Annotated in this window: 10 protein-coding genes; 5 read left to right on the top strand and 5 right to left on the bottom strand. The window is 51.9% G+C overall.

Annotation, left to right across the window (positions count from 1 at the left end):
• Window positions 1-139: 139 nt before the first annotated feature.
• The gene (locus HQ393_RS10550) at window positions 140-1,210 is read right to left on the bottom strand and encodes a polysaccharide deacetylase family protein (RefSeq protein WP_179355156.1); all 1,071 of its coding nucleotides are present in this window, start codon (window positions 1,208-1,210) and stop codon (window positions 140-142) included.
• A gap of 386 nt (window positions 1,211-1,596) precedes the next feature.
• The gene (locus HQ393_RS10545) at window positions 1,597-2,814 is read right to left on the bottom strand and encodes an MFS transporter (protein WP_179355155.1); all 1,218 of its coding nucleotides are present in this window, start codon (window positions 2,812-2,814) and stop codon (window positions 1,597-1,599) included.
• A gap of 179 nt (window positions 2,815-2,993) precedes the next feature.
• Here HQ393_RS10545 and HQ393_RS10540 point away from each other — a divergent pair, with 179 nt between their 5' ends.
• From HQ393_RS10540 to HQ393_RS10530, 3 genes are all read left to right on the top strand, one after another.
• On the top strand, window positions 2,994-3,920 hold the full coding sequence (locus HQ393_RS10540; protein WP_179355154.1) for an SEL1-like repeat protein: 927 nt from the start codon (window positions 2,994-2,996) through the stop codon (window positions 3,918-3,920).
• 205 nt (window positions 3,921-4,125) lie between these two features.
• Window positions 4,126-5,187 carry a class II fructose-bisphosphate aldolase gene (fba, locus tag HQ393_RS10535; RefSeq protein WP_179355153.1) on the top strand — a complete coding sequence of 354 codons (1,062 nt, stop codon included), beginning with the start codon at window positions 4,126-4,128 and terminating at the stop codon, window positions 5,185-5,187.
• A 205-nt stretch (window positions 5,188-5,392) separates the two neighbouring features.
• A complete protein-coding gene (locus HQ393_RS10530) occupies window positions 5,393-7,015 on the top strand; it encodes a methyl-accepting chemotaxis protein (protein ID WP_179355152.1) in 1,623 nt (540 codons plus the stop codon).
• 155 nt (window positions 7,016-7,170) lie between these two features.
• Here the strand turns inward: HQ393_RS10530 and HQ393_RS10525 are convergent, their stop codons facing one another.
• On the bottom strand, window positions 7,171-8,607 hold the full coding sequence (locus tag HQ393_RS10525; RefSeq protein ID WP_179355151.1) for an NAD-dependent succinate-semialdehyde dehydrogenase: 1,437 nt from the start codon (window positions 8,605-8,607) through the stop codon (window positions 7,171-7,173).
• A gap of 170 nt (window positions 8,608-8,777) precedes the next feature.
• Between HQ393_RS10525 and HQ393_RS10520 the strand changes: the two genes are divergently transcribed.
• Window positions 8,778-10,154 carry an IS30 family transposase gene (locus HQ393_RS10520; protein WP_179355150.1) on the top strand — a complete coding sequence of 459 codons (1,377 nt, stop codon included), beginning with the start codon at window positions 8,778-8,780 and terminating at the stop codon, window positions 10,152-10,154.
• Between the two features lie 82 nt (window positions 10,155-10,236).
• Window positions 10,237-10,980 (top strand): LOG family protein, encoded by a 744-nt coding sequence (locus tag HQ393_RS10515; RefSeq protein ID WP_179355149.1) that lies wholly within the window; start codon window positions 10,237-10,239, stop codon window positions 10,978-10,980.
• A 232-nt stretch (window positions 10,981-11,212) separates the two neighbouring features.
• Here the strand turns inward: HQ393_RS10515 and HQ393_RS10510 are convergent, their stop codons facing one another.
• Complete coding sequence (locus tag HQ393_RS10510; protein WP_179355148.1) at window positions 11,213-11,560, bottom strand: hypothetical protein; 348 nt, start codon at window positions 11,558-11,560, stop codon at window positions 11,213-11,215.
• Window positions 11,557-13,089: a S41 family peptidase gene (locus HQ393_RS10505; protein WP_179355147.1), complete on the bottom strand. Its 1,533-nt coding sequence runs from the start codon at window positions 13,087-13,089 to the stop codon at window positions 11,557-11,559. Before HQ393_RS10505 ends, HQ393_RS10510 begins: the two co-directional genes overlap by 4 nt.
• Between the last annotated feature and the right edge of the window lie 48 nt (window positions 13,090-13,137).

Below are 13,137 nucleotides of genomic sequence, written 5' to 3'. Positions count from 1 at the left end.
AGTCATCGCCACCCCATACTTGGCTTTAATGACTCCCTTGCGCACATCGAGGCGATTGCTCGGTAGTAAATCGATGTCGGCATTCGTAGTGCGACAACGATATTTAGTTAATGATTAAATGGCTTGTTCTGTGTCTAAATTAGCGAATAGTCACATCACCAACTGCCGGATTCATATTGATTCGATAATGACCATTTTCGAGTTTTTGCGCGGCTAATGGTGTTGAATTTTGGCTAAATAAGCCTTTCTGACCATTAGCCAACTCAACATCCACGGTGACGGCACTGGCGTAGCGTTTACACAGATCATTGGATTGCACTAGCTTAATCACATTGCCTTCCAATTTGAGTTTGCAGTGCTCTCGGGTGACGATGTAACGAATAATGTCGGTCGGCCCAGCTACCCATAGCTCGCCCGATTTGACTTTGGCGGCGAGATAATCGGCGTAGGCAGTGTATTGATCGACGGGTACGGATTCCCAAGACGCATCAGCGACGCCGTGCATGGTGCGATAGCTCCACGCGCCGTATTGCAGGGCGGCATCGACGTGCTGGATCAGGATATTGCCGTCTTTCGGTTTGTAGAGTGACCACTTACCATCGCGCCAATAGCCATCCCATTTCACAAACATTGGCTTAAACCATTCCGGATCATTTAGGCCAGCATTGCTGCCGTCGTAAATATCTTTGGCGGCGCGTGCGCCCAAAATATCGGGCTGCGCTTCGACAAATGCTTTGGCTTCGGGCGTGACTAAATCGCTGGGGAAGGCAATAAAATGCATCGTGTAGCCTAGCTTGCTTTGCACCAGTTGCTGCGCGTTGACGACTTCTTTGACGTTATCCCAGCCGCCGATGGGCGCAAGCGTGCCCGCTTCGAGCATGCCAACGTGGGTGAGTGTGTGATTGAAGAGTTCGTGGCCTTGTTTTACGCGCTCTTTCAGCGTTGCCCATTGCGCATCTTTACAGTTGCCCGCAATCAGGCCAAGGCTGGCTTTTAGCCCACGTGCATTCAAAATTGGGATGGCTGTGTCTTCAATGCCGGTGGTGCCCCAGCCGCAGTAATCATCATGGGCAATGGTATGCGCGGCCTTGGCGCCGCCTTGCCAGACTTTGACCTCAATGCTGGCCGAGTGGGCTAGTAGCGGCACGAATGCCAGTAGGGCAAACGCCGCAAAGGCTAATACCGCCAGTACAAAGTTTTGCGCTTTCATCGTGAGACTCCTTCAACACGGAGTCCACTATGCCTGCGCAGATGACAATTAGGTGTTTGCAACTAGCGTGATTTCACGAATGTCGCATTTTTAATCGAATAGTTAAATAAAATCAATGTGTTGGCTGTCTTTTGAGAATGCTGTCTTTTCATGAATATTGCATAAAAAATGCGACAATCGCCTTGTTTAATAGGCCGCAGGGTTAAGCCTGTCGTTTCACTTTTGCTCGAATTCTTCCCCGCATATAGCGTTGTGGTTTGGACGCCATTGCATGTATCACCTATTCGCCGAGCAACGCTGGATCATTGCAATCTAGATCCAATAATGTATTCGCTCAATTGCGTGGCGCTCTCGATTAAGCGCAGGTCGTGCCGCCGAAGATCATGTCAATCAGCCTCGCGGATTACCCGCATTTGCAGTGTGAGCACCACCATCAGCGCGGCCATGGTCAGGCCGAAGATCGGCATAATCACGCCAATCGAAATATGCAGTGACAATAAACCAGTGACTAGCGCATACGAAATGGGCGAGAGCCCCATCGAGGCCATGCTATTCAAACTCATTACCCGGCCAATTTTGTCGCGATCAGAATACTGCTGAATGATCGACATCATCGGCACATTATTGCCCGCTACGCCCAGCCCAATCAGCGCCTGAATCCCAACTGCCAGCCAGATCCAGTGCGTATGGGCAATCAAAGCAAGCAATACGCCTTCGAGCGCGATAATCACCGTAATCATCAATAGGCGTTTTTTGCTTGGCGGGTACAAGGTCAACAATACACCGCCAAGTACCATGCCGGCAGCAAATGCGCTTTGCAAAAATGACAGCGTAGCTGGCTGGCCGTTGAGATTTTCGGTCACAATAATCGGGATACCCAGCCCCAGCGGCCCCATGAACAGCAAATTAGCGGCGGCATAAATCAGCATCATCGCACGCAATACCGGCGTTTTGATCGCATATTGCACGCCTTCTTTGAGCTCGCTCAGCATCGAGCTGCCTGCCTTTTTAGCCGCAACGATCAGTGGCTCATTAATAAAGCCAATACAGATCGTCGCCAGTAGCAGCATCAAGCCGGTGAGGCTGAAAATAGCTTCATAACTCAGTGTCGCGAGAAGTACACCACCGAGCACTGGGCCAAAGACCAATCCGACTTGATTGGTCGTCAGCATGATCGAGTTAGCGCGGGTGAGATCGTGCTCGGGCACGATCGCAGGTGTCAGCGCATCGCGCGCGGGCCAAAAGAAAGCATCGCTCGAGCCATACAGAAAGGCAAAAATCGTTAATGCCCAGATATCAAGTCGGCCAAGCGCCAGTAAGCCGACCAGCGCAAACAGCATGACAACCCGCGCACCGAGTGAAACCAGAATAATCCGGCTGCGGCGCATACGATCCGCTAAGACGCCGCCCACGGCCATTAGCGCAATCCGTGGCACCGAGCCTGCAATCATCACTAGGCCGAGCTGCTCTTTCGCGCCCAGCGTTTTGACTACATACCAAGTTTCGGCCAGCATGGCGATCGCCAGCGCAAAATTGCCCACAATGGAAGCCAGCCAGAGCAAAATAAAGTTTTTATTGCGAAAAAGCGCGGGCGCCGGGCTCATAACATCGCCTTGAAGATTGATTTTGCAATGATATGCAGTCTTGCAGGGAATTGACAGAGCCACGCAAAAATTACCACGCTACTTGCTGCAATTGGGGTGTGAGCAGATCCGTAGTCGAATCAGCCCGACTACAGTAAGATACACAGCACAATAAGCCAAATCATTGGATGGAGACTGCTGTGAATCGCCTGATCAATAAAACGCTTGCCCTATGCCTGCTGTGTACCGGTTTTGCCCATGCGGGTGAAGCGCTAGTGCAAAGCGCTATCGATAAAAAAGATTACACGCTGGCTTTTGCCGCCGCCAAAGCGGATGTCAAAGATGGTACAGCCACCGATGTCGAGCGTCTTTTGCTCGCCCAAATGTACGCCAATGGTCAAGGTACGGAGAAAGACCTCAACGCGGCCCGCGACATACTCAAACCCCTCGTTAATAAAAACATGCCCGAAGCGCAGTTTATTCTGGCGGGGATGTTGCAGAGCGAAGCCGTTGTTGGGCTGAAATCATCGGATGGCCAGCTCAATCTGGTGCGCTTTAAGGAGTTGGCGCAGCGCCCACTGAGCGAGCGTGAAAACGAGCGTTATGCAGCCGAGCTGGTTTACAAAGCTGCCTTGCAAAATTTCCAACCCGCCGTTGAGGCGGTATGTATGGATTTGGATAATGCGGTGATTGCATTCGGCGGTACTGAGCGGGCGAACTGGTATCGCAAATGCAATAAAGAAAGTTGGGCCAAGGCCAGCGAAATGGGGCAAAGCCTAGTACCGCTCAATTTGCGCCGTGATGTTTTGCGCGACCCCGTGATTGGTGAAGCCTTCGCGCAGCAGGCTGTTAAAGCATCGTGTCTGGATGAAAACATCAAACCTGTCGATTTCAAAATCGGCAAGCCCGTGACGGGCGGCGAATATCTCACGCTGCAGCTTGATAAACCCAAGCAATACAAAATGATTCGCGGTCAGTGGCAGGAAATCTGGATCGGTCAGGCCTGCGGCAAGCAATTTGCTGTGCCGATTATATTTAAAGCGGATGGCATGGGTGGCGCAGGTTTTGCGCCCGATGTGTCGCCAGAGCAATTAGAGCTGTTAATCAAAGCGGCACTCCCGAAATAAATCGTGATGCCCGAAATGGGTTGATGTTTGCACTGCGAGCATCAAGCAAACGTCAACCTATGCTGCGCGAACAATATAATTGGTATTACTTATTAAAATCAATTGGTTTCAGGTGTTTTACCAATGCTGAAATCCCTTATTTGAGTTGCGGCTAAGCCCTGTTTACAGTGGGGTCATGTCGCAACGCAGCATAAGGGAAAAACGCATGCCACTTGTATCGCTTCGCCAAGTTCTCGATCACGCCGCCGACCATGGTTATGGCGTTCCTGCCTTTAACGTCAATAATCTGGAGCAAGTGCAGGCCATTTTGCAGGCCGCCGATGCCACACGTAGCCCAGTTATCCTGCAGGCCAGTGCAGGTGCGCGCAAATATGCTGGCGAGCTGTTTCTCAAGCAGTTGATCGAAGGCGCTTTGGCCAGTTTCCCGCATTTACCGATTGTGATGCACCAAGATCATGGCACGAGCCCTTCGGTGTGCCTCACGGCGATTAAGCATGGCTTTAGCAGCGTCATGATGGATGGCTCGCTGCTCGACGATGGCAAAACCCCGAGTAGCTACGAATACAACATCGCGGTCACGCAAGAAGTGGTACGCATGGCGCATGCTTGTGGTGTTTCAGTCGAAGGTGAAATTGGCTGTCTGGGCCGGCTCGATACTGGCATGGGCGAGGCTGAAGATGGCGTTGGCGCAAATCGGACACTAAGCCACGCAGAAATGCTCACTGATCCTTGGCAAGCCAAAGAATTTGTCGAAGCCACGCACGTTGATGCCTTGGCCATCGCGATTGGCACTAGCCATGGCGCGTATAAATTTTCTGCACCACCGACCGGCGCGGTGCTCGACATCGAGCGCGTGAAAGCCATTCACGACACGATTCCCAATACCCATCTGGTGATGCATGGCAGCTCCAGCGTGCCGCAAGATTTGCTCGATATGATCCGCAAGTACGGCGGTGATCTCAAGCCAACTTGGGGCGTGCCGATTGAGGAAATCCAGCGCGCTATTCGCTGGGGGGTGCGCAAAATCAATATCGATACTGACTTGCGCCTGGCGATGACCGCGGCGATCCGTAAACATTTTGCCGAAAACCCGGCCGATTTCGACCCTCGCCAGTATTTGAAGCCGGCCATTAGCGCAATGAGTGCCGTTTGCCGTGCGCGCTATGTTGATTTTGGCTGCTCAGGCATGGCCGACAAAATCAAACCGATGCCGCTCGAAAAAATGCAGCAAAAATACAAACCCCCGATTTTGACCTTGGTCGCCTAGCGATCAGGTATTACCGTCTCCATCCTCTGCCGCACTGTGCTTTATGCCGGTGCGGTTTTTTTTGCTCATTTTTTCGCCACGTATCCCTGATCTATGTAAGAAAAATAATGAATAAATATTTGATTTCAGGTGTGTGTAGGCACTAAAACCCCTATATGAAGTATGGATTTATAACGCCTCGATGAATCTATTGGGATGAAACATCATGTTCAGCAATATCAAATACTCGGTCAAATTGGCAGCTTTAGTTGTTCTGGCGATAGCGAGCGCTTTATTTATTAGCTGGCGCGGCATCGCTGCCACATCGCAAGTCAATGACATGCTCAACAGCATGTACGACAACAATCTGGTGCCCATTAAAGATGTCGCTAATGCCAATATGCAGGCGATTTATAACAATCGTGGCCTGCTGCGCTACATCATCGCAGATCAGAATGCCGACATGGACAAAATCGCAGCCAGAATGGCCGAAGAAGAAAAAGCCATGCATGAGCTGCTGGATAAATATCGCAAAACCCAATTAACACCCGAAGAAGTCGAGCAACTCAAAGCCTTTGATGAAGCATGGCCGCAATATGTGGCATCGCGCAAAATTGTCATGGAGGCCAGCTATGCACACGACAATGAATCGGCAATGAAAGTCTACCAAGAGCAAACCTTCCCCAAATTCCAGGTCGCTGACGATATCTTGAGCAAAATCGTCCATATTAATGAAAAATTGGCTAAAACAGCCTACGACGACAGCGATGTGATTGTGGCGCATATCCGCAATACCTTGCTGATCCTCACCGTACTGATCGCAGGTGTATTTCTCGCTATCGCGATGGTTATTATCAAAGGCTTGAGCAATGGCATGGGGCGCGCCAATCGGGCGCTGGATGAAATTGCCGCAGGTAATTTACGCGCCAATATTGAAGTAAATGGCAGTGATGAAATTGAAACGATGCTGGGCAATTTACAAAAAATGCAGGTCAGCTTGCGCGACACAGTTCGGTCGATTAGCAATAATGCCGATCAGGTGGCTTCCGCCGCGGTGCAATTGGCGCAATCGTCGAGCGAAGTGGCCTCCAGTGTCACTCAGCAAGTAGAGGCAACGTCAGGTGCGGCCGCATCGGTCGAAGAATTAAGCGTTAGCATTGATCAAGTGGCACACAATGCCAATGAGGCGCAAAACAATGCCAACGCCGCCAGCGGCAATGCCCGGCAAAGTGCAAGCATTGTCGGCAAATCAATGGACATGGTACATACCGTACACCAAGCAGTCGGTCAGAGCGCCGGTCAAATTGATGCGCTCTCTGCGCGTATTCAGCAGATTGACTCAATCACCAATGTCATTAAAGAAGTCGCCGATCAAACCAATCTGTTGGCGCTCAATGCCGCGATTGAAGCTGCGCGCGCGGGCGAGCAAGGCCGCGGTTTTGCCGTGGTGGCCGACGAAGTGCGCAAATTGGCCGAGCGTACGACGAATTCAGCGCGTGAAATTAGTGAAATGATTAACGTTGTTCGAGCCGATGCCAATTCGGCGGTCAGCAGCATGCATGGCAGTAGTGCGACGGTAGAAAATGTCGTCACCATCTCTGGTGAAGCGGTGGAGTCCATGACAGAAGCGAATGAGGGCGTCGAAAAAATCCTGCATTCCGTTTCACAAATTGCCTCTTCCTTGGGTGAGCAACGTCACGCGGGGATCGATGTGGCGCAGCGGATCGAGCGCATCGCTCAAATGTCAGAAGAAACCAGCGCTTCGATGGAGGAAATCAATGCTTCGGCAGAAATGCTCTCTGATGTCGCGCAGCAAATGCTCAAAAGCATGGGGAAATTTAAAACCTGATCCGCGGGGTTACGAATCAAAGAAAAGGCCGAGTTATCGGCCTTTTCTTTTGCGTGGCGAAAAACTTGCCGCGGCTACGGTAAACTCACATGAAACGTCCCCTTGGGGTATTGCTTTGAAGGTGTTATTTGGAAAAGATTTGATTGATATACCTACTATAGGCATAGATATTTGAGCGTTGAATATTCCTCAATGCCATATTTCGAGCCTTCGCGCCCCATGCCCGATTGCTTGATGCCGCCAAAGGGTGCGACCTCGTTGCTGATCAGGCCTGTGTTGATGCCAACCATTCCCGCTTCAATCGCCTCGGCAACGCGGAAAGTTCGTGCCAGATCACGCGTGTAGAGATAGGCTGCCAGCCCGTATTCGGTGTTGTTGGCTAGCGCAATTGCTTCGGCTTCATGTTCAAATCGCACAAGCGCAGCGACGGGGCCGAAGGTTTCTTCATGGTTGATGAGCGCTGCGGGCGGCACTTCGGTGAGGAGGGTGGGCGTAAAAAATGTGCCGCCTAATGCATGCCTAGCTCCGCCCAATCTGATGTGAGCGCCGCGCGCGAGTGCGTCGGCAATATGCGCTTCGACTTTTTCAATGGCTTGGGTATCGATCAGTGGGCCAATCTGGGTATGGCTTTGATCGCCATACCCGACGTTGAGATTGCCAATTGCCTTGGTGAATTTGGTCGCGAATTCATCGTAAACCTCGCTGGCGATCAAAAATCGATTGGCGCACACGCAGGTCTGCCCGGCGTTGCGAAATTTGCTCGCGATGGCACCCGCGACGGCCGCATCGAGGTCGGCATCAGCAAAAACAATAAACGGCGCATTGCCGCCGAGCTCCAGCGAGAGTTTTTTAATCGTCGGTGCGCAGGCGGCCATCAGTGCGCGGCCGGTTTCGGTTGAGCCAGTGAATGAGATTTTGCGCACAATTGGGCTGGCGGCGAGGACGTCGCCAATCTCGCGCCCCGATCCTGTGATGATATTCAGTACGCCCGCCGGAATTCCGGCTTGTTGTGCCAATTCACCGAGTGCCAAAGCGGTTAGCGGCGTTTGCGAGGCGGGTTTGACGATGATGGTGCAACCCGCAGCCAGCGCGGGGCCGACTTTGCGCGTGATCATCGCCGCTGGAAAATTCCACGGCGTAATGGCTGCGCACACGCCGATGGGCTGCTTGAGCGTCATGATGCGCTGGCCTGCATTGGGGTGTGACATCACATCGCCGTAAATGCGCTTAGCCTCTTCGCCGAACCATTCGATAAAACTCGCGGCATAGGCGATTTCACCGCGCGACTCGGTCAAAGGCTTGCCTTGCTCGGCGGTCATTAGCTGCGCAAGGTCTTCTTGATGCTGCATGATGAGCTCAAACCAGCGTCGCAAGATTTGGCTGCGCTCCTTGCCCGATTTGGCGCGCCAGGCTGGCAGGGCGGCGTTGGCCGCATCAATAGCGCTCTGTGTGGCAGACTCCCCCAGCTTGGGGACGTGAGCAATCAGTTCGCCATTGGCCGGATTGTGAACTGGAAAAGTGGTGTCGCTGATCAGCCATTGGCCATTGATGAGGCATTGCTGACGAAGCAGTGGGGTGTTTTTGTCTGGCATGATGGCGTGTGTAGGCAGCAGGAAACTTATTTTAGCGTAATCAATCTAGCGACTTAGAAATTGAATATTCACATGCTGCTATTTTGATCACGGCAAATACGGCAGATTCAACCGGTCGTCGCAACACCGTATTATTATGGAGGTGTATAATGGGACGACCTGCAGGGTGGATGCTGAAGTTGACGGGGCGTGGTGCGATGCGCTCGCCAGGCGCGCCATCACTTCGCCGAGAAACGGAGCGGTTATTTTGGGAACAGATTGCTACCGGAATCACAAGCGAAAAGGCAGCGGAGGCCGTTGGCGTATCGCAAGCAGTAGGAACACGCTGGTTCCGTTATCGCGGCGGGATGCCATTGTTTATGTCTAACCACATATCAGGAAGATACTTATCATTCGCTGAGCGAGAAGAAATTGGACTGCTCCAAGCGCAAAGTGTTGGTGTGCGTGAGATTGCTCGCCGCCTTGGGCGAAGTCCGTCGACAGTGTCTCGGGAGTTAACTCGTAACGCAGCAACTCGTAGTGGCCGACTCGAATATCGTGCTTCAGTCGCGCAGTGGAAGGCGGAACTGGCGGCTAAAAGACCGAAGCCAGCGAAACTGGTGACTAATCTGCCATTGCGCCACTACGTGCAAGAGCGCTTGGAGGGCAAGGTTCATAATGCTGATGGCCTTGAGATTGCAGGGCCTAGACAGGCGCCGTTCAAGGGACGAAATAAACCGCATCGCGGTGACCGTAAATGGGTCAATGGTTGGTCGCCTGAGCAGATTGCCAACCGGCTTCAAATCGACTTCCCGGGTGACGAATCTATGAGAATCTCCCACGAAGCCATATATCAGGCGCTCTACATACAGGGTCGAGGAGCTCTCAAGCGTGATCTGGTGAGTTGCCTGCGTACAGGGCGGGCGTTGCGTATACCGAGAGCCAGAGCGCAGGCCAAAGCGTGGGCACATGTTAGCGAAGACGTTATGATCTCTAATCGCCCTGCTGAGGTGGAGGGTCGTGCGCTACCAGGGCACTGGGAGGGAGACTTGATCATTGGTTTGAACCGATCCGCGATAGGGACGTTGGTCGAGCGATCAACTCGATACACCATGCTCGTACATCTGCCTCGCGAGGAGGGCTATGGGCTGACTCCGCGAGTGAAGAACGGCCCCGCACTTGCCGGCTATGGAGCCGTCACCATGGCCAATGCACTGAAGAAGACAGTGACTAGCCTACCTGCACAATTGTGGCGATCATTAACTTGGGATCGAGGGAAAGAGTTATCAGATCACGCCCGCTTTACTATTGAGTCAGGAGTAAAGGTCTTCTTTGCCGACCCTCACAGTCCATGGCAGCGCGGCACAAACGAGAATACGAATGGTCTTTTGCGACAATATTTCCCGAAAGGCACTGACTTATCGCGATGGAGTGCCCAAGAGATTCAAGCTGTAGCCAATACACTAAACACCCGGCCCCGAAAAACACTCGGTTGGAAAACACCTATCGAAGCACTGAATGAGTATCTGAAATCTGTTCAACAAACGCGTGTTGCGACGACCGGTTGAATCTGCCTACTATACAAGCGGGCTATTTTCGGCCTAAGCTGACAGTGTCGCACTCGACAATAAAAAGATAAAAGGGGCAATTATGATTAATCCAAACAACAAGCCAATCGGCGTCATCGACGACGACGAAGCGCTCGATATTGTCGGCTCCGCCGTCTTGAAGTTGTGGGATGCGGTCGATGATTTATCGCGCCTGCGCCCCGCGCATACACCCGATTATCACGTTACGATCTTTGGTTCGGCGCGGATCGAAGAAAACACCCCGCGCTATGAGGCAGTGAAACAGTTGGCGGCGCAATTGGCGGCAATGGGTTGCCATATTGTCACCGGTGGTGGCCCGGGCTTGATGCAGGCGGCCAATGAAGGCGCTAGCCAAGGCGCGCCGAATAAGCCCGAAGCATCGGTCGGCATTCGCATCGATCTGGATTTCGAGCAAAATGTGAACGACTTTGTCGGCCGCGTGTTTGAGCACAAGACGTTCTTCTCGCGTTTGCACCATTTTATTTTGCGCTCGAATGCATTCATCGTAACCTCGGGCGGAATCGGTACGCTGCTGGAATTGTCGATGGTTTGGCAATTGCTGCAAGTTCGCAAGCTCTATGACACGCCGCTGATTTTGGTCGGCGAAATGTGGCACGAGCTGGTCGATTGGGCGCAGCACTATATGGTGAGCAACGAGGCCGGTTTGGCGAGCCCCGTCGATATGCAGATTCCGATTGTGGTGGATACGGTTGAAGACGCGATTCATTTGATCCGCGAGCATCACGCGCGCTGGAAAGAGGTGGATCGTGAGCTTAATCCAACACGGACTTCGCCGCCGCGTTAATGAGTTGAAGCCGCAAGCCCCTTTCAGGTGTCAGATTGATGACAAATCCTAGTCGCGAAGCGAGGCTCCCCTCAAGGAGGGGACGGGAGGGGCGGGAATAAAACATAAAGGCTGCAAACAATACCTTATTACTTAGGCTCGGCTTTGCCGAGACTTGAAAAATGTGATTTTCACTTTGTTTGCAGCCTGACGCCCCACGGGGCGTTTTTTTTTATTGCGGCATGATTTGGAATCAGAGTTTTTCACAGCTGCAATCGGGCAAGGTTTGCAATGTTTTATTCGCCAAGTCTTCAATCCAACATTCCGATTTGTGCTTGCGCAGTGTAAAGCTCAAGGGCTTGTCTTTGACTTTACCGCTGCCTTTAAGTGCATTGCTGGGCTCTAGTAGCAATACATCGGAGTTTTGAAGCGCCGCAGGGTTAAGGCTGACGTTTTGCCCAGTTTGCTGCGCAACAAATGCCTCAATTTGCGCCACGCATTGTTGCGAGTTTGTCCTCGTTAAATGCGCCGCTTGCGGTCCTGCGCAAGCGGTGAGCAAGCCAAGCAATAGTGCACTCCAACCGGCGTGCAACAATCTCATGGCGTATTCCAGAATTTATTTTCCAGCACAGTCGGACGCAGCAATTTGCCTTTATCCTGCGGATTCAAATTCAAGGCGTTGTTGCTCGTTAGGCAAGCGCTTGGATTCGCGTTGCGATACAGTGCCGCAGCCAGCATGCCTTCAGTTATATCGCCCAATGGTTTGCTTAAATCATCATTGGCCTGACACGTCGGCGTAAAACCATCGGCAAAGTCGCCAAAGCCTTTGTTATTAAAGCCTTGGAATTCCATCGGGAAATAAGAAATGCCGCAATTGGATTTCCCGTAGAAGCCATAAGGCTTGCCGCAGGTGGTGTTACCAATGATTTGGACATCCACATCAACACCGCGCAAACCATTGATAATCGATTCACTCGCCGAGCAAGTGCTGGCGCTGGTGAGGATGAAGACTTTTTTCAGGTTCAACGTCGGCAGCGCTTCGTATTTTGTGCAATAACCCGACGCATCAGGCAGGCACGACGTATTGATAAAGCCCACTTTATCTTTGGTGGTTTCGGCTGCGCGTTTATTGTTGTACACCGATTGCTCAAAGATTTTATTGGTTGTGGCCGCTGGGCCCGCGATCATATAGCTCAACATGCTGGCGATATACAGATAACCACCGCCGTTGTAACGCAAATCGAGTACCAGTGTGTCAACATTGGCCGACTTAAATTGCGCTATGGCCGTATTTAAGCCTTGTTCGGCAGTTGCAATATGCTCGTTAAAGACCAAGTAAGCGATCTGGCTATTGTTATTGCTAAAGGTTTTGCTCAGCAAGACCGGCGTGAGGCTGATATTGTCTGCCGAGAGCGAGACAGTGCGATCGCTACTGCCAGTACGCGTGATGACTAAATTATGTGCGATTGAATTACTCGGGCTTAATAGTGCATCCACTTGCTCTTGCAATGCCGGATTGCTGCCATCAACGATCAGTCCGTCTATCATTTTGAGCGTGTCACCACGCTGAATGCCGGCCTTTTCGGCGGGCGAGTTGGGCGTGACGTAGGCGACTTGCAATTGCCATGGCGCAGTGGTGCGGCTTTGTTTCCATTGAATCCCGTAGCCAAAGCCGCCGCCCGAAGCAAATAGCTGCTGCCATTTTTTAGTCGGGTAAGTGAAGCTGAATTTATCTTTCTTGGCACCGCTGGCGGTGATGAGTGGTGATTTCAGTGCTTGGAAATAATTATCCAGCGAGCCATACACATCGTTGTTGTCGCTGTATTTGCTGGCATTGGCGTCGACCGCTGGGATGTCTTGATACCACAGGTAGGCGTCATTCACATAGTTTTTGACCCAGCTTTTCTCGTCATTCAACGTGCCAATTTGGTGATCGGCAACATCATGGCGATAGGGGTTATTGGCCGCACACATTTGGCTTGCACTGGGCGTGCTCGACGGCGCTGGTGTGCTACTGCCTGCAAGCGTGGTGCTGCCGCCACCACCGCAGCCGACTAATACTGCAGTGCTTAGTATCGCTACGCTCGTTTGCGCGAATGTTTTTCCATTGCCATGCCAATATCGATTCATTACTTTTGCCTTTGGTTTTTATTGCAAGCATATTCAAGCTTGCGATCT

It is taken from the genome of Chitinibacter bivalviorum (assembly GCF_013403565.1).
Lineage (GTDB): Bacteria > Pseudomonadota > Gammaproteobacteria > Burkholderiales > Chitinibacteraceae > Chitinibacter > Chitinibacter bivalviorum.
Note: the sequence above shows the minus strand (reverse complement) of the source record. Positions and strands in the feature narration are given on the sequence as shown.